Source organism: Staphylococcus sp. aM (assembly GCF_052975125.1).
Genome location: NZ_CP121447.1, coordinates 1,463,088 through 1,483,069 on the forward strand (window position 1 = coordinate 1,463,088; position 19,982 = coordinate 1,483,069).

The following is a 19,982-nucleotide window of genomic DNA, read 5'->3' on the forward strand; positions in this document are numbered from 1 at the left end:
GTTGACATCGTCAATGTGAGGCTCTTTGAGTATTACTTTTTATTATTTTTATCATCGAAAAAATCTTGAATTGCTTTTTTATTTTTCTCTTTATCAATTTGCAAGGCACTACCATCATTATTAGTGGTAATATCTTGATATGAGTTCTTAATAGGGACTGTTAATGAATCTACATTTTTATCGCCTCGAACACCGAAACTTATTCCAGTTTGGAACATCGCAGAATCAGGCATATCTGTATTAACATATCCTCTAAGAATACCTGCTACTTTAGGTAACTTAGCAACTGTACCAAAATTCACTAATTCAGATTTAAGTGTTTGCATCACCTGTTGTTGACGACGTACACGCCCGAAATCGCCTTCTGCATCATGACGAAATCTAGCATAACCTAATAATTCTTTACCATTTAAACGATGATGACCTTTTTTCAATGATACACCAATATTTTCAGACATATCTTTTTCAACATCCATTGGAACACCATTAGGTTCTAACTCATCTATCATCTTTTCGAAACCAGTAAAGTCAACAACTGCATAATATTCAGGATTAATACCTAAGTTTTTATTTAATGTTTTTCTTAATAATTCTGGGCCACCTAATGAATATGCAGCATTAATTTTATACTTATCGTAGCCAGGAATATCAGCATAAATATCACGCATTACTGACATCATTTTCATTTTTTTATGAATATAGTCATATTGAACAACCATAATTGAGTCTGTACGTGATTTACCGCCCTGTGCTTTATCTGCACCTAATACTAATACAGAAATTTTACCGTCATTTTTTACTGGTCCGTTAAATTCATGTACTTTAATATCTTTCGCATGCTTTTCCGCATACTTTACACCACTATTATATCCATGAACAATGTATGCAATTATAACGATGAGAATAATTAAAATAAATAAAATAATAAAAGGTAATTTGCGCACTCTCTTTTTCTTTCGTCGCCTAGAAGGTGGAGTTGATGTACCTGCTTGTCGTTTATACTCAGTTTCTTCTCTGTTATCCTTCTGTTCTCTCATATTTACCTACCTTATACCTTTAAAATTACAATTCTATCATCTATAATTAATATGTATTAACGTTATAGAAAAAGTATACAAAAAGCAAGGATTTTTTTAATAAATGGTACTAAGGTCCAATGAAAGGGTGTCATAAATGAATATAAATACTGCATATTTTGCGGGTGGGTGCTTTTGGTGTATGACAAAACCTTTTGATACATTTGATGGTATAGAACAAGTAACATCAGGATATATGGGTGGAGACATAGCCAACCCTACATATGAGCAGGTTAAAAGTGGCACTACTGGACACTATGAAACTGTCAAAGTTGAATACGATGTTGCGTTATTCTCATACAATAAATTATTAGAAATCTTTTTTTCTGTCATTGATCCACTAGACGATGAAGGTCAATTTCAAGATAGAGGATCTCAGTATCAAACAGCTATTTTCTATTCCAATGAACATCAGAAAAAATTAGCTGAAGCGTATATCGCAGCGATGCAAGATACAATCAATGCAGATAAAGCAATTGCTACTAAAATTTTGCCTGCAACAACATTTTATAAAGCTGAAGAATATCATCAAGATTTTTATAAAAAGCAACCAGAAAGATATGCCAAAGAACAACAAGATCGTGAAAATTATAAGAAAAATTAAATCTAGATATAATTAAATTAAAGATTAAAACAAAAGCGATTGATGAAACCACTCAGTTTCATCAATCGCTTTTCATTATATATATTTATTTATGACGAATAACTCTCATCACTTTAATCATTGATTGCCATAAAGATGCATCTTTTCTATAAACTAAGAATCTCGGCTCCCAATTAGGTCCATATTTTTCTTTATAACGTCTTAAACCTTGGAAACGATATAAACCATTAAAATGTTCAAAGATTCTACCAGCTAATCGTTCTCTAAGATACGAGTAATGCAATTGACCTACATTAGAAAGTGTTGCCATCCCCATATTAAATGAACGATAACCCTTTTCTTTTCCCCATGAAAGCATGTGTAAATATAGACCATCCATTAACGGTAAATCTAATTCAGGTAACCAACGAATTAAATCGACTGAAATTGCATCATTAAAGTATGTTGGCATAAGTGTACAAAACGCAATAATTTTTCCTTCTTCATTACGCATAATACCAATTGGTGCTTTAGACAAATACGCTTCACTAAATTGACCTACTGAAAAATGCATTTCATTTCTGCCATCTAACCATTGATCACTTACATGCTGTAATGTTTCAATCATTTCTTTAGAAAATGGTGGTTCAATAACTTCAAAGTTAATATTTAAATCATCAAACTTATTTAAAGTAGCTCTAAAACCTCGACGCTTTTTACCTGAAGTCGTAAACGTTGTTAAATCAATAATCGCCTCTTCTCCTAATTTAAAGAATTGATTCCCAAAATTATGATAAAGTGGCATGAAACGATCACTAACTTGATAAAAGATAATGTCATAACCATAGTATTCTGCATATTCATAAAATGCTTCTAAAAGAGATTCGAAAGATGAAGCATCTCCAACTGGATCCCCTAAAACAACTAATGCATTAGATTTATATCGATACATTAAAAAGGCAGATTCATTATCATGAACAAAATAATCTTTATCTCCACTATAGATAAGATGTGTTAAATAATTACCACCATGTTCGTGAATAATTTGTTCACAAATAGTTAAATCTTTATTTTGATTTGATTTGGAATAACGATAATCAAATAACCATGCAATTGACGCCACAATCAGAGTAATTAAAGCTATTGTAATCCAGAAATAATATCTTAAAACTGTTGTATCAACTTCAAGATTGTACACATCTAATGCATATAACGTACTAGAGATAATAATATGATTGATATATAGTACAATCAAACTGATGATTACTATTAAAAATACGTTTTTTAATCTCAATGGTCGTTTTAAAACTTTGGCACGACGATAAGCAATAATAAGTAATACAAAAATAACAACTAACCATGTTAAAAGTAAGAAAGAAGCATAAGTATATATCGTTGCGGTAAAAATTAATACAACTGATATAATAGCAAAAATAATAGCACGTCGACTTTGTTTAAATATACCTTTAACATTTAACATTAATAATAAACAGGCACTAGTATGCACAGACAATGTTATATAATAAACAAAATGGTTATCATCATATAGTCCGTCATAAATAATAGTTAAATTATTGATGAAGAATATCACACTCGTTAAAAACACTAAAATCGCTAATGAAAATGATGGGATTTTAGATAAGATATCTTTTTGATATGACATTAAGAATGATGTGACATCTTTTGCAGGCACAAAATATTTAGATCCTTCGATATACTTTTTAGCAGTGTTACCAAATTCAAATGAAGATAATACTAACGCGATAGCTACAGGTACAAAGTAATATGCAAAGCGATAAAGCAATAATGCTAATAAAATATTCTCCTCATTTACACCTAGAGACTTAAAACCGAGTAGCACGACTAAATCAAATGCTCCAAATCCCCCAGGAATGAAACTTACTAATCCTGACAAAGCTGCAATAATAAAGATACCGATAAAATTCATAAATGAAATATCAATACCTACGATTAACGCAGAGAAATAGAGAACTACAGCAGCCGCCATCCACTCAACACATGAAACTACAGTACAATAAACACCCATAAATCGATTATTTTTATCTGCGGGTTTCATAATAGTATAAATAATAAAAATAGGTAAAAATAAAGCAACAATATATAAAATCCAACGAACCCATGAAATTCGATCTAACATGTCTGATGCATTAAAGACATGAAAAACAACTAAAATCGATAAAAGGCTAAGGCCTGTTAACATGGAAATGAGAATAATAGATATGTAATGCACGAGTTTCTTATTATCTACAGTATAATTTTTATAAACAAATGCTCTTAATCCGGCACCAATAAACCCGCCGAATCCGACAATAGCATTTAAAGCATTAATAATATAACTAACTCTAAAAACTTTCGTTAAAGGGATATCTAATTTTAAAGATTTAACAAGAATAATATCGTATAAAGATAAGATTAATAATGATGCTCCACCACCGGCAAATAATAATACTAACCATATACGATTAATTTTGCCAAATTGCATTAAGGTATCTTTAAAATTAATGGTTGATAATTCTCGATATAATGTGAACACTACAAAAATAAATAGTGCTGCAGCAAACACAAATTTTAAAATAGATAATAATTTACTTTTATTTTCTTGAGTCATTTTTTCACTTCAATTCTAATTAATTCTTCTATATAGCAAAAATATATCATAAGAATATGATAATTAGAATATAAATAGTCCTAATTATACATAACATTATTGTCATATCCTATGTTAGCTATAGTCATCCTAATAATACGCTACGCTTTAAGCATAAAAAGAAAAGGATATCTTAGAAATTAAGTAAGATAAGGACATTGTCAAATGCCCTTCTTATTCTCACATCCGTTTCTAAAGATATCCTTGTATCACAACTACTCAGATTAATCTTGTTCTTTATTCAATTGGTATTCTCCTGCATCTTCTCCATAATAACGATTATATCTACGTTTAAATAATAAGAAAACATGAGAAACTAAAACTTTTAATACTGCATAACCAGGTATACCTAAAATAACACCTACAATACCTAACAAATTACCTGCACATAATAAAATAAAGATAATTGTTAGAGGGTGTATTTTTAAAGTTTTACCCATAATATTTGGCGAAATGAAGTGTCCTTCAAAGAATTGGACTAATGTCCATACAATTGCTAATTTAAGTACCATTAATGGAGATGTAATAATAGCAATAACAATCGCTGGTGATATCGCAATAGTAGGACCTAAATAAGGTACTACGCTCGTTACAGCAGCGATACATGCAAGTATTAAACTATATTTTAATCCAATAATTGAATACCCGATAAATAATAAAACACCAATACAGAATGAGACAATAATTTGTCCTTGAATATATGAACCTACTTGAACACTCATTTTTTCAAGCAAATCGTGAAAATCTTTTCTGAATTTTGGTGGCATAATATTTGTCGTAAAATCTTTAAACTTATGACCATCTTTTAACATAAAGAATAATACAAATGGTGTTGTTACAATCACTACACCAACATTAGCAACAGCTTCTGCAAAAGTTGCTAATTTTGAACCAAAACCATCAAAATAATCTGATAACATTGTTGGTATTTTCTTCGTTAATGAATTAAGTTGATCATTAATTTGACTATAATAGCCAGCAAAAATTGAATTACTAGTTAATTTATTGATTGTATTCGTAAATTTTTTGAAATATTGAGGCGAATTATTAATAAAACTTCCTAATTGTGAGCCAATAACCGGAATTAATAAATTAACAATTAATGCTATAATTCCCACAATCGCAATATAAATAATCATAATACCCACTAATCGTGGTATACGATAACGTTCCATCAAATTCACAAGTGGATTAAACAAATAAAATATAATCAATGAAACAATAATAGGTGCAGCAATCGTATTAAATATAATAATAAATGGCTCAAACACATATGAAACTTTATCAAATATAAATATGACAATACCTAAAAGTACAAGTGCTAATAAACCATAAATTAAATCATTGCCGCCTAAAAATCGCATAAATCTTGTTTCGGACATACTGAAATTAGTTTTAAACTTTCCAGATGCCTTATTTTCTGTAGTCTTATTTTCATTCGACATTTGACATCACCATACCTTCAAGTTACCTCTCTTTATTCAATTCATAAAACGCTTAATATGATTAAAATAACTAACACTTATCATAACATAATTCGTACAACTAAGGCGTATAAAAAATTTAATAAAATAAATATAACTGGTTTCAATCATTGCATAGATAATACTATATCAATTTAATGAATAGAACTATTAAAATACAACCAGACATGATTAGTCACGAATGACTTGCGCTTCAAAATGGTGAATGTGTAATGTTAAATAAATCACTTCAGCTTCATTAATTGTAATATCGAATTCCATTTGAATCATTTTTAAAATTTTAAAAGCTGTGGAATAGCACTGTGGATAATGCTTTTTAATCATTTCAATGAAATCATTTTGTGCATGAATCGCTTCATTCTGTCTCAAACGTCGAATGAGGAACTGAACATGTCTTATAAAACGCTGATATTGCACTGAGGATTGATCAACTTGATGATTTAAATCAGATTCAATGATTGTAATACTCTTATTAATTAATTGATTGATTAACGACATTTCTCGCATAGATAATTCTTCAGAATTAGAAGCAATATGTAATGCGATAAAACCAATTTCATCTTCTGGAAATTGAACATCTAATTGTTGATTTAGTCTTTCAATCACTTTGGCAGCTAATTGATATGCGTCGCTATATAAATACTTAGTCTCCATAGCAAACGGATTACTTATTAATTGATTTTGTTTTAAACGTTTATACGCAAAAATAATATGATCAGTTAGGGCAATGACTAAATTTTTATCATCAATATCTAAAGTCGTATTAGTGATTAAATTGACTGATTCTATGACAGCTTGCAGTACATGATCATCCGCCATTTCAACCAATGTCTTATAATGCTCTTTATGTTTATCTTGATCAAGCTTATACACTTTTTCAATGGAAGCTGATTCATCTAAGATTAAACCTTGCTTTTTATTAAAACCAATACCTTTTCCAATGAGTACAACTTCCTGATCTTTATTTGTGCATATGATAACGTTATTATTGAGAATTTTACTTATTTTGTATTTTCCCATCATTATCACCTTTCCTAATCCATTATTAAAATTATAAAGCTAAATGATATAAATGAAAAGAAAATACATTTTTAAATCTTTTTATTTATAAATCCAAATTTTACTATTATTATCAAAGTACTCTACTTTCTATCCATAAAAAAGATTCTGTACAATACTAAAAAGAATACAATCAATAACTCACTATTCAATAAAAAATCCTGAGACATTTAAATATGTCTCAGGATTTTTCGTTACTTATTATTTTTATTAGCTTTATTTGTTGAATTGATACCCCAAGATTCAATTCCAAATAAGTTAATCTCAAGATTTTCTGGTTTGAACACAGGATTTTTACCTGCTTTACGTTGTAGTTGGTAATCTTTCATTACTGCAAAAGCAATATTAGAAAGTCCAATAATAGAAACAATATTAACAATTGCCATTAGTCCCATAAATAAGTCTGCTGTACTCCATACTGTTTCAGTTTTAGCAACTGCACCAATAAATACAAGTACGACTACAAGACATCTAAAAATGAAAATAATTGTCTTATTATTTGAAAGGTATTCTATATTAGATTGTCCATAATAATAGTTACCTACAACAGAAGAAAAGGCAAATAGTGTAATTGCAATTGTTAAGAATATACCACCTGCTGAACCTAAATGTTCATTTAAAGCAGATTGTGTAACTGCCACACCTTGAGGTGCATTTTCTCCAAATTTTAATCCAGAGTATAATAAAATCATGATTGCTGTAGCTGTACATACAAGCATAGTATCAAAGAATACACCTAATGATTGAATTAAACCTTGTTTAACTGGATGAGGTACGGCAGCTGTTGCTGCTGCATTTGGCGCAGAACCCATACCTGCTTCATTGGAGAATAAACCACGTTTAATACCTTGTAAAATAGCTGCACCTACTGCACCACCAGTTACTTGTTCAAAACCGAAAGCACTTTTAATGATAGTACCAATCATTGGAACGATTTGATCTAAGTTTAATAGTAAAATAACTAAAACCATACCAATGTATATAATAGCCATAATAGGAACTATTAATGATGATAATGTTGCAATACTTCGAACACCACCAAAGATGATGATAGCTGTAATGACTGCTAAAACAATTCCTGTAATAACTGGGCTAACATGATACTGAGTATTTAATGATTCAGCAATCGTATTTGATTGAACTGTGTTAAATACAAATGCGAAAGTAACTGTGATTAGAATCGCAAATACAATACCTAACCATTTTTGATTTAATCCTTTAGTTATGTAATATGCTGGTCCGCCTCGGAATCCACCATCTTTATCATGTACTTTGTAAACCTGAGCTAATGTGGCTTCCATAAATGCACTTGCTGCACCTATAAATGCAATAATCCACATCCAAAATACCGCACCAGGACCACCTAGTACAATTGCTGTTGCTACACCAGCAATATTTCCTGTACCAACCCTTGAGCCTGCACTAATTGCAAAAGCTTGGAAAGGTGAAATACCTTTTTCGCCACTTTCTAATGTTTCAGGTTTCTCAACTAACGCTCTAAACATTTCAGGCAACATGCGAAGTTGCACAAATTTAGAACTGATAGTGAAGAAGAAACCAGCTGTAAGTAACAATCCAATTAGATATTGAGACCAAATTAAATCATTCCCTACTTGGACAAAATCTTTGAACCAACCAGGAATTAAATTATCAAAATCTTTCAAATAAATCCCTCTCATCTTTAAATAAAATTCATATCTTAAAAATTCAAGAGATTCATATTGTCATATTGCAATCTAATTAAATAATGATTCAACATATCAATACTTATCATTAGATTGTTCAATTTAATATAAACCTCTTGAACGCTTTAATTGTGATTATTATATTTTATTTTATCATCTTATTCATGTATTGCATATACTTTTATTGTAAGTACATACCTTTGACTTCACCAAAATCATCAATATCTACAATAAACGAACCGTTCGTATATTGTTCAGATTTGTGAATCGACGCAATTTCGCCACTCTCTTGATTATTATCTGAATATAATGTATAGGTTGTATAATTATGACGGACAACATCAGCTGCTACAATTCGATGTGGTGCTTTTTTCAATTCTTTAAGTAAAGTTATACCTCTTTGTGCACGTTTAGCTTCTTGTAATACTTTGAATCCAATATGCTTAATTGCACCACGTTGAGTAGCCATCATCACTGATTCCGAATGGTTAATCATTTGAGTCATGACTACGAAATCCTCATCTTTTAAATTAATAGATTTAACGCCCGCAGCACGAAGACCAGTATCAGATAGTTCATTTGTAGAATAAGTAAGTGACATACCTTTGTGCGTTATCACTGTAATGAGTTGATCTGATTCTACCCTCATAATGTTAATCACTTCGTCTTGGTCTTTCACCTTCATAGCAATTAATGGTTTGTTATAGCGTGTCGTTTTAAACTGAGGAACACTACTTTTCTTAATCATGCCGTTGCGCGTAGCCATAATATAAAATGCTTCGTGTTGGCTAAAGTCTTTTTCATTAAACACATCAATCACTTGTTCATCTTCATCAATAGAAACAATTTGCGACACGTGTTGTCCTAACTCTTTCCATCTGATTTCAGCTAATTTATGAACAGGGATGAATAAATATCTACCTTTATTTGTAAACACGAGCGCAGTATCCTGAGTATTTACATCAAGGTACTTTAATAAACTATCTCCGTCTTTTAAGCCTACTTCGGAAACACCACTTGCATTAAAGCTTCGTGTAGTTGTCCGTTTAATATAGCCGTGTCTCGTCAAGCTCAATACTACTTCTTCACTTGGTACCATAACTTCTTTATCAATTTTAATTTCAGAAATTTCCGCTTCAATCGTAGACAGACGATCTGTTTTGAATTTCTTTCTTATTTCTGTCAATTCATTTTTTATCACATTTAATAATGCATCATGATCATCTAATATATGACGTAAATCTTTGATTAAATTAGATAATTCATCATGTTCTTGTTCTAAAGCAACAATATCGGTATTTGTTAAGCGATAAAGTTGTAACATCACAATCGCTTCAGCCTGAGCTTCAGTAAAGTCAAACTCAGCAACTAAGTTATCTTTAGCGTCTTTTTTATTTTTAGAATTACGGATAAGTGCAATGACTTCATCTAATATTGACAAGGCTTTCATTAAACCTTCAACGATATGCATTCGTTTTTCAGCATGCTCTAAATCAAACTTAGTTCTATTCGCGACGACTTCAATTTGGTGATTGATATAACTATCAATAATTTGTTTAATACCCATTAATTTAGGTCGCCCGTCACTAATTGCTACCATATTAAAATTGTAAGATATTTGTAAGTCTGAATTTTTATATAAGAAGTTCTTGATTGCTTCACTATTAACATCTTTTTTAAGTTCTATAGCAATACGTAAGCCCGTTCTATCCGTTTCATCTCGAACTTCAACAATACCGTCAACTTTCTTATCCGCACGTAATTCATCAATACGTTTAACTAAACTACTTTTATTCACTTCGTACGGAATTTCAGTCACAATCAATTCTTTACGTCCATTGCGTAATTCTTCTTCATCTACTTTTGAACGTACAACAATCTTACCTTTACCTGATTCATATGCCTTTTTAATACCATCTAGACCTTGAATGATACCTCCAGTTGGAAAATCAGGTCCTTTAATGTATTTCATTAATTGGCTCACAGTAATATCAGGATTATCAATATATTTTAAAGTCGCTTGAATAACCTCACCAAGATTATGTGGTGGAATATCAGTTGCATAACCTGCTGAAATACCAGTAGAACCATTAATTAATAAGTTAGGGAATCTAGCAGGTAATACCATAGGTTCTAGCGTCGTATCATCATAGTTTGGAATAAATGACACGGTTTCTTTATTAATATCTCTTAATAGTTCTTCAGATAGTTGACTTAACTTAGCTTCCGTATAACGCATCGCAGCAGGTGGATCATTATCAATACTACCATTGTTACCATGCATTTCGATTAAGACATGTCGCAACTTCCAATCTTGACTTAAACGCACCATAGCATCATACACTGAAGAGTCACCATGAGGATGATACTGACCGATGACATCCCCGACAGTTTTAGCACTTTTACGGAAATTTTTATCGAATGTATTACCACTTGAGTACATCGCGTATAGGATACGACGTTGTACTGGTTTAAGCCCGTCACGAACATCTGGTAATGCTCGCTCTTGGATAATATATTTACTATATCGTCCAAAACGGTCACCGATTACATCTTCAAGTGATAAATCTTGAATTATCTCACTCAATTCGTTTCATCCTCCTCATAGGTTTCATTTTCCAAAATTTGAACTTCAGTATTATCTAAAATACTTAAATCTTCTTGCATACCAAATTCAACATGATTTTCAATCCATTCTCTACGTGGAGCTACTTTATCTCCCATTAAAGTGGTAACACGTTTTGAAGAGCGTACTTCATCTTCAACTTGAACTCGTATCAATGTACGTGTTTCAGGATTCATTGTTGTTTCCCATAATTGTTCAGGATTCATTTCACCTAAACCTTTGTAACGTTGTAATGAGAACCCTTTACCAAGTTGCTTTTGTAATTTATCTAATTCATCATCAGTCCAAGCATATTCTACTTTCTTAGATTTACCTTTACCTTTTTCTAATTTATAAAGTGGAGGTAATGCTATAAAGACACGACCAGCTTGTACTAAAGGTTTCATATATTTAAAGAAGAACGTTAATAATAAAACTTGAATATGTGCACCATCTGTATCGGCATCGGTCATAATTATAATTCGACTATAATTACTATCTTCAATTTTAAATTCGTTACCAACACCTGCACCAATTGTATGAATAATCGTGTTAATCTCTTCATTTTTGAAGATATCTTCTAATCTAGCTTTTTCAGTATTAATGACTTTACCTCTTAGTGGTAGTATTGCTTGGAATTTACGATCACGACCAAGTTTAGCAGAACCACCTGCAGAGTCACCCTCTACTAAATAAAGTTCATTTTTCTCAGTATTTTTACTTTGAGCAGGTGTTAATTTACCTGACAATAACGTATCTTTTCGTTTGTTCTTTTTACCAGAACGTGTATCTTCACGTGCTTTACGTGCCGCTTCTCTAGCTTGTTGTGCTTTAATCGCTTTCTTCACAAGTGATTTAGACAATTGTCCTTTTTCTTCAAGATAAAATGGCAATTTTTCAGAAACAACTGAGTCTACAGCACTTCTAGCTTCTGATGTACCTAATTTAGATTTAGTTTGTCCTTCGAATTGTAATAACTCTTCAGGAATTCTTACAGAAACGATAGCCGTTAATCCTTCACGTATATCATTTCCATCTAAATTTTTATCTTTTTCTTTTAATTCATTGATACGTCTAGCATAATCGTTAAATACACGAGTCATAGCTGTTTTAAATCCGACTTCATGTGTACCACCATCTTTAGTACGCACGTTATTAACGAAGCTTAAAATGCTTTCAGAATATTGATCGTTATATTGGAAAGCTACATCAACTTCAATGCCATTAGATGTACCTGTAAAAGTTGTGACATCATGAAGAACTTCTTTACCTTCATTGACATAACTTACAAATTCTTTAATACCTTCTTCGTAATGGTAATATTCTTCTCTTTCTTTACCACGACGTAAATCAATTAATTTAATTTTTAGGTTTTTTAATAAGAATGCAGATTCTTGTAAACGCTCACTTAGAACATCAAAATTAAATGATGTCGTGGCTTTGAAAATTTCAGGATCTGGTTTAAACGTTACTTTTGTACCCGTTTTCTTTGTTTTACCTTCTTTTAGTAACCCTGTCGCAGGCACACCACCATCTTTAAAACTCTGTTTATATATATTACCGTCTCTATGAATTTCAACTTCTAACCATTCACTTAGTGCGTTAACCACCGATGCACCAACACCGTGTAGTCCACCAGATGTTTTATAACCACCTTGGCCAAACTTGCCTCCAGCATGTAATATGGTAAAGATAACTTGAACAGTTGGTTTACCTGAAGCGTGAATACCTGTTGGCATCCCACGACCATTATCTTCTATTGAAATACTATCATCTTGGTTTAGGATAACTGTAATCTCATCCCCGTAACCATTTAATACTTCATCGACGGAGTTATCGACAACTTCATATACTAGATGATGCAATCCACGTTTATCAGTTGATCCTATATACATCCCCGGTCTTTTTCTAACAGCTTCAAGACCTTCTAAAACCTGTATAGAATCATCTGAATAATGATTTTGTTTATTCATTGCCAATGATTTCGCCCTCCTACAAACGTACGTTCGTTTTTTAAAACTATACAATAGTTATTCTTATATAAATCTGTATAAATTGCAAGTGTCATCTTGATAATTCAGTTTATTTTAATGATTATTCATTTTTAAATTATCAATTTTTATTGTTCTAAAATAAGGGGGATATGGTAAAATAGTGCTAAGTTACTAAAGGATGTGTATTTTATGATGATTGTCGTCATGTTAATACTAAGTTATCTTATTGGCGCTTTTCCAAGTGGTTTAGTTATAGGAAAGCTATTCTTTAAGAAAGATATAAGACAATTTGGTAGTGGCAACACTGGAGCAACAAACAGTTTTAGGGTATTAGGTAGACCAGCAGGATTTGTGGTAACCTTCTTAGATATTTTCAAAGGTTTTATCACTGTATTCTTCCCTATTTGGTTACCAGTACATGTTGATGGACCTATAAGTACATTCTTTACCAACGGACTGATTGTAGGTTTATTTGCAATACTTGGCCATGTATATCCTATATATTTAAAATTTAAAGGTGGTAAAGCTGTTGCTACGAGTGCTGGGGTAGTTTTAGGAGTAAATCCCATTTTATTATTAATTTTAGCTGCAATTTTCTTTTTAGTGCTAAAAACATTTAAATACGTGTCCTTATCAAGTATCGTAGCAGCTATTTGTTGTGTGATAGGTTCACTCATTATACAGGACTACATCTTACTTGCAGTTAGCGGCATTGTTTCTATAATTTTAATTATACGCCACAAAACAAATATTGTCCGAATCTTTAAAGGTGAAGAACCTAAGATAACATGGATGTAAATCAAATAAACAAAATTATTAGCGCTTAATTAGATATTTACCTAATAGATATCTTATTAAGTGCTTTTCTTTATAGTCATAAATGACACATGTTGATATAAGCACATTTTTTATTTTGTCAGTATGTATAATGTTTAAAAATATATTAGAATGATAGGCTATGCTATAATTCTAATATCACTAAAATTGACAATCCATCGAGTAAAATATAGAGATTTATTATGGAGGAGATTAAATGAAAATTGAACTTACAGACCAAGCCGTTCAATGGTTTAAAGATGAATTTGATTTACCGGAAGATAATCAAGTATTACATTTCTTCGTAAGATATGGTGGCGAATTTCAATTAAAACAAGGATTTAGCCCAGCGTTTAATGTTGAAAACAAATCTGATGTTGAGGTTGCTTATGAAGAAGAATATAACGGATTAACGATTGTTATATCCGAGAAAGATTTATGGTACTTTGAAGATGATCATATTGTGGTAGATACAGTTGATCATGAAGATGAAATTTCATATACAAAGAAATAGAAATATTATATAGCCCTAAAATGCATTAATAAAGCATTCTAGGGCTATATTTGTTATGTCTTATTAATTTAAATTATAAATGATCAATACCATGAGTTACTTCTTCATTGATGCCTTCTTTATTTAAAGATTCAACTTTACTATAGGTTTCATGCCAATCTGCAAAATAACGATCTAATCTAATTGGTCTAAACGTATCAGCTTTCATACAAATTAACTCAGTATAACCTGTAGTTGCAAGTTCGCCCTGTTCATTAAAAATTTCATATCTATACACAGAACGTAATCTTGAATATTTTTCCACCCATGTTTTAATGGTTACTTTTTCAGGATAAAAAATTGATTTTTTATATTTGATATTTAAGTCTGTAACTGGAGAAATGATCCCTTGCTTTTCCATATCAGCATAACTAAATCCTAGTTTTCTAATGTAATCTGTACGCGCTACTTCAAACCATGTTGCATAATTACCATGATAAATCACGCCCATTTTATCTGTCTCTTGATATCTTGGTTCAATTTCAGTCAAACTATAAATCATTTAAGTCCAATCCTTCCTTAACTATTAACATTACATATATAGTTTAGCATAAAAAAACAGTGCTAACCTAAACGTTAGCACTGTCAAAAGTCACATCTTTTGTGATTATTGAGCTAATTTATTTCTTAATACCATTTGTAAGATACCGCCATGACGATAATAATCTAATTCTACTAATGAATCGAAACGAACCATTGCTTCAAAATCAACAACTTCTCCATTTTCTTTCTTAGCATGAACAGTTACTAAGTCATGAGGTTTAACTGTTTCATCGATATCTACAGAAATTTCTTCTTTACCTTCTAAACCTAGAGAATCAGCTGATTCACCTTGTTTAAATTGTAATGGTAATACACCCATCATTACTAAGTTTGAACGGTGGATACGTTCATAACTTTGTGCAATAACAGTTTTAACGCCTAATAAGTTTGTACCTTTAGCAGCCCAGTCACGAGATGAACCCATACCGTAATCATTACCTGCTAAAACAGCTAAACCAGTACCATTTTCTTTGTATTTCATAGCTGCATCATAGATAGGCATGATTTCTCCTGTAGGCCAGTATGTTGTAAATCCACCTTCAGTACCTGGCGCTAATTGGTTTTTAATACGGATATTAGCGAAAGTACCACGTACCATTACTTCATGGTTACCACGTCTTGAACCATAAGAGTTAAATTCTCTAATTGGAACATCATGGTCTAATAAATATTTACCTGCTGGTGTATCTTTACCAATCGCACCTGCTGGAGAAATGTGGTCAGTTGTAACTGAGTCACCAAATTTACCCATAATACGTAAATCTTTTAATGGTTCAATAGTTCCTGGTTCTTTAGATAAACCTTGGAAGAATGATGGATTTTGAATATAAGTTGAATTTGGATCGAAATCATATAATGGTGCGTCAGTAACGTCGATTTCATTCCACATTTCATTATTTTCGTATACATTTGCATATTCTTCTAAGAATAATTCTGGTGTTACGACACTATCAACAGTGTCTGCAACTTCTTTGATACTTGGCCAGATATCTTTAAGATATACATCTTCGCCATCTTTACCTTTACCGATAGGTTCATTGTGTAAATCGATATCAACTGTTCCAGCTAATGCATAAGCTACAACTAATTGTGGTGAAGCTAAGTAGTTAGCTTTAACTAATGGATGGATACGACCTTCAAAGTTACGGTTACCAGAAAGTACAGAAGTTACTAATAAATCTTCGTCAGCTACTGCTTTTTCAATTTCAGGTAATAGTGGACCTGAGTTACCGATACAAGTTGTACAACCATAACCAACTAAGTTGAAACCTAAATCATCAAGATATTCTTGTAAACCTGAATCTCTTAAATATCCAGTAACAACTTTTGAACCTGGTGCTAATGAAGTTTTAACATAATCAGGTACTTTTAAGCCTTTTTCAATTGCTTTTTTAGCAACTAAACCTGCACCTAACATAACGTAAGGGTTAGATGTATTTGTACATGATGTAATCGCTGCAATTGCAACATCACCAGTCTTCATAGTTGAAGTTCTGCCATCATTAAATTTGATTTCTGCTTTCTTATCAAATTCACTTTCATCTAAACCATGACCTTGGTTTCCAGCTGGTGCTGTAACTGATTTTTCGAATTCAGTTTTCATGTCACTTAAGAAGATTAAATCTTGTGGACGTTTTGGCCCTGATAAAGAAGCTTGAACTGTAGATAAATCTAAATCAATCACTTCAGTATATTCAGGATCTTCATTTTCAACTTGGAAGAACATATTATTTTGTTGTAAATATTCTTTGACAAGTGCAATATGATCATCTTTACGACCAGTTAATTTCATGTATTTAAGTGATTCTTCATCAACTGGGAAGAAACCACAAGTTGCACCATATTCAGGCGCCATGTTAGCAATTGTCGCACGGTCAGCTAATGGTAAGTTTGTTACACCAGGACCAAAGAACTCAACGAATTTACCTACTACACCACGTTTACGTAACTCTTCAGTTACACGTAATGCTAAGTCAGTTGCTGTTGAACCTTGTGGTAATTCATTACTTAATCTTACACCGATAACTTCTGGAATTGGGAAGTATGATGGTTGTCCTAACATACCTGCTTCGGCTTCGATACCGCCGACACCCCAACCTAATACACCAATACCGTTAATCATTGTAGTATGAGAGTCAGTACCAACTAATGTATCTGGGAACGCAGTTTGTTCTCCGTCAACGTCACGAACATGAACAACATTCGCTAAGTACTCTAAGTTTACTTGGTGGACAATACCTGTAGCAGGTGGTACAGCATTATAGTTATCAAATGCTTTTGTTGCCCAGTTTAAGAATTGATAACGTTCATAGTTACGTTCGAATTCTAATTTCATATTACGTTGTAGTGCATCTGGATTAGCATAACTATCGACTTGTACTGAGTGGTCAATAACTAAGTCAACTGGTACTTCAGGGTTAATTTTGTTAATATCCCCACCAACATCATTCATTGCTTTACGTAAAGACGCTAAGTCAACAACTGCTGGTACACCAGTGAAGTCTTGTAAAATAACTCGAGATGGTTTGAAAGGTACTTCACCTTCGTTACCTTTTTTGCCAAATTCTGCTAATTGTTTAATGTGATCATCAGTAATTACAAAATCATCTTCCTGACGTAACACAGATTCTAGTAATACACGGATTGAATAAGGTAACTTTGAAATTTTAGTTAAACCTTGTTCTTCTAATGATTTTAAATCATAGTACGTGTATGATTGGCCATTTAAATCAAATTGTTTCTTTGCTGTTTCTTTAAAATTAGAAGCCATTTGATATCCCCCTTGAATTTCTATATATTTATATGCCTTAGTTAAATTGTATTATTATATGTTTTCGAACACAACTGTATAGGTATATAAAGGAGTCATTTTTCATTTCGCATTTTTAATCAGGTAGTATAAGTAAAACTTATTATGACTCATTTGTACCATAAGTTATTTTTATTAATTGAGAATGGTTATCAATCGCAAGTAATTATTATTTTATATGCTTGAAACATAAAAAATAGCTATCAACAAAATTGTTGATAGCTTTAAATCCACCATTATAGTAGATATTTCATTCAATTATTCTTCTCTTTCACGATTACGTCTAGATTCACGTTTTTCTAAAATATCAGATTCGTAATCCTCTTGTTGATATTTAACATATTCTTCTAATCTGTGTTTATTAGGCGTTAATGTTAATCCTAAGAATTTACGTTCCTTATTAGCATCTTTGTAGAAACTGATCATCATTAATATGACGACAAAGGAGAATGGAAACGCACTAATAATGGCGGCACTCTGAATCGCGTTGAGCGCTTTTGTTCCATCTCCGCCACCAGCTAATAATAATACAAAGGCGATAAGTGCTTGAGCAATACCCCAAGTTACTTTAACCATACTACTTGGATTTAACGAACCAAATGTTGTTTGCATACCTAATACGAATGTTGCTGAGTCAGCTGAAGTAATAAAGAATGAAGCAATTAAAATAAGTGCAATAAATGATAATACGATACCTAATGGTACGTGGTTGAATACACCGAATAATTGTGTTTCTGGAGTCATTTTAAATAACTCTGGATGTTTCTTACCAGTTTCGATACCAAGAACACCAAATACACTGAACCAGATGAAACTAACAATTGCTGGTACTAATAGTACACCAGAAATAAATTCTCTGATTGAGCGTCCTTTTGAAACTCTGGCAATAAATACACCAACGAATGGACTCCAACTTAACCACCAACCCCAGTAGTAAAGTGTCCATGTAGACATCCATTCACGTTTTTGTCCATTTAATGCTGCAGTATCAAAACTATTAAATAAGAATGTATTTAATAAGCTACCAGTTGAACTAGTCATCATGTTTAATATTAAAACAGTTGGTCCAATAATTAATGTAATAATCATTAATAAAGCACCTAATCCGATGTTTAGATTACTTAAATATTGGATACCTTTACTTAGACCAGACCAAGCACTTGCAATAAATAGGATTGTAACTATGACAATAATAATAGCTTGGACCCAAGTTGTATTCGGTACGCCAAATAAATAATTTAAACCACCGTTGATTTGTAATGCACCCATACCAAGTGATACAGCTACACCAACTAAAGTAGCAAATACTGAAAGAACGTCGATGAATGTTCCAATTGGACCTTCAACTTTATCACCTAAAATTGGGCGTAATGTTCTAGATAATAAGCCAGGCTCTCCTTTACGGAATTGTGCATAAGCAAGTGCTAATGCTACAACACCATATACAGCCCATGCATGGAAGCCCCAATGGAAGAATGTTGAACGTAATGCTTCTGTGTAAGCTTCAGTCGTTTTCGGATCGGCATCAGGTGGTGAAGCGAAATGAGACATTGGCTCAGCTGCACCGTAGAATACTAAACCGATACCCATACCGGCACTAAATAACATCGCAAACCAAGAAATAGTATTAAATTCCGGTTTGTCATTTGGTTTACCTAATTTAAGTTTCCCAATTGGACTAAAGATAAGGAAAATACAGAAGAAAACTATAATCGTAGTTAGAATTAAGTAATACCAACCTAGTTTATCTGTTATCCACATTTTGACCTCATTCGTTACTGAGTCAAATTGTGTTGGGAAAATAGCACCAATTAATACAACAATTGCTGCGATAATTGCACTATAGATAAACACCGGAGAAATCTTCTTACCGTTCTTTTCATTAGAAGAAGAAGAATTCATAATTAATTACTCCCTTCATATCTATTATTAAATTTTCAATCTAGTAAAACTAAAATATTCTTTTTTTATCTTAAAACATTTAATTTTACTAAAGCACTACTATAGGATAACAAACGTCCTATTTAGAATCAAATTTGATTAAATTTCCTATTTGCTAAATTAATTATATGTTGTATAATGGCTTTTAAATATTGTTTAGAAAGGA

General features: G+C 31.9%; 13 protein-coding genes. 3 read left to right on the forward strand and 10 right to left on the reverse strand.

The genetic code is table 11. The features are described 5' to 3' along the window. Nucleotides 1-32: 32 nt before the first annotated feature. A complete protein-coding gene (locus P7F85_RS07170) occupies nt 33-1,037 on the reverse strand; it encodes an LCP family protein (protein ID WP_002467187.1) in 1,005 nt (334 codons plus the stop codon). Nucleotides 1,038-1,173: 136 nt separating this feature from the next. On the opposite strand from P7F85_RS07170, the gene msrA reads away from it, so the two are divergent. Further along, on the forward strand, nt 1,174-1,680 hold the full coding sequence (gene msrA, locus P7F85_RS07175) for a peptide-methionine (S)-S-oxide reductase MsrA (RefSeq protein ID WP_002467182.1): 507 nt from the start codon (nt 1,174-1,176) through the stop codon (nt 1,678-1,680). A gap of 85 nt (nt 1,681-1,765) precedes the next feature. On the opposite strand, the gene mprF is transcribed toward msrA, so the two are convergent. The 6 genes from mprF to parE form a co-directional block, all read right to left on the reverse strand. Next, a complete protein-coding gene (gene mprF / locus P7F85_RS07180; protein WP_002467181.1) occupies nt 1,766-4,288 on the reverse strand; it encodes a bifunctional lysylphosphatidylglycerol flippase/synthetase MprF in 2,523 nt (840 codons plus the stop codon). 263 nt (nt 4,289-4,551) lie between these two features. Next, nucleotides 4,552-5,709 carry an AI-2E family transporter gene (locus P7F85_RS07185; protein WP_161767513.1) on the reverse strand — a complete coding sequence of 386 codons (1,158 nt, stop codon included), beginning with the start codon at nt 5,707-5,709 and terminating at the stop codon, nt 4,552-4,554. 273 nt (nt 5,710-5,982) lie between these two features. Continuing rightward, the gene (gene glcT, locus P7F85_RS07190; protein ID WP_002467019.1) at nt 5,983-6,831 is read right to left on the reverse strand and encodes a glucose PTS transporter transcription antiterminator GlcT; all 849 of its coding nucleotides are present in this window, start codon (nt 6,829-6,831) and stop codon (nt 5,983-5,985) included. Between the two features lie 233 nt (nt 6,832-7,064). Beyond that, entirely contained in the window at nt 7,065-8,534 is a 1,470-nt protein-coding gene (locus P7F85_RS07195) for an alanine/glycine:cation symporter family protein (protein ID WP_015365026.1), read from the reverse strand. Nucleotides 8,535-8,736: 202 nt separating this feature from the next. Further along, complete coding sequence (gene parC, locus P7F85_RS07200; protein ID WP_015365027.1) at nt 8,737-11,142, reverse strand: DNA topoisomerase IV subunit A; 2,406 nt, start codon at nt 11,140-11,142, stop codon at nt 8,737-8,739. After that, the gene (gene parE, locus P7F85_RS07205; RefSeq protein ID WP_037555069.1) at nt 11,139-13,133 is read right to left on the reverse strand and encodes a DNA topoisomerase IV subunit B; all 1,995 of its coding nucleotides are present in this window, start codon (nt 13,131-13,133) and stop codon (nt 11,139-11,141) included. Before parE ends, parC begins: the two co-directional genes overlap by 4 nt. A gap of 210 nt (nt 13,134-13,343) precedes the next feature. Between parE and plsY the strand changes: the two genes are divergently transcribed. Together plsY and P7F85_RS07215 are read left to right on the forward strand one after the other, a co-directional pair. Further along, nucleotides 13,344-13,952 (forward strand): glycerol-3-phosphate 1-O-acyltransferase PlsY, encoded by a 609-nt coding sequence (gene plsY / locus P7F85_RS07210; protein ID WP_002466090.1) that lies wholly within the window; start codon nt 13,344-13,346, stop codon nt 13,950-13,952. Between the two features lie 235 nt (nt 13,953-14,187). Continuing rightward, entirely contained in the window at nt 14,188-14,484 is a 297-nt protein-coding gene (locus P7F85_RS07215) for a HesB/YadR/YfhF family protein (protein WP_002466095.1), read from the forward strand. A 73-nt stretch (nt 14,485-14,557) separates the two neighbouring features. Here the strand turns inward: P7F85_RS07215 and menI are convergent, their stop codons facing one another. The 3 genes from menI to P7F85_RS07230 form a co-directional block, all read right to left on the reverse strand. Beyond that, complete coding sequence (menI, locus tag P7F85_RS07220; protein WP_002466091.1) at nt 14,558-15,025, reverse strand: 1,4-dihydroxy-2-naphthoyl-CoA hydrolase MenI; 468 nt, start codon at nt 15,023-15,025, stop codon at nt 14,558-14,560. Between the two features lie 105 nt (nt 15,026-15,130). Further along, nucleotides 15,131-17,836, reverse strand: a complete 2,706-nt coding sequence (gene acnA / locus P7F85_RS07225; protein WP_002451312.1) for an aconitate hydratase AcnA — start codon at nt 17,834-17,836, stop codon at nt 15,131-15,133. A 297-nt stretch (nt 17,837-18,133) separates the two neighbouring features. After that, on the reverse strand, nt 18,134-19,777 hold the full coding sequence (locus P7F85_RS07230; protein ID WP_023375256.1) for a glycine betaine uptake BCCT transporter: 1,644 nt from the start codon (nt 19,775-19,777) through the stop codon (nt 18,134-18,136). Between the last annotated feature and the right edge of the window lie 205 nt (nt 19,778-19,982).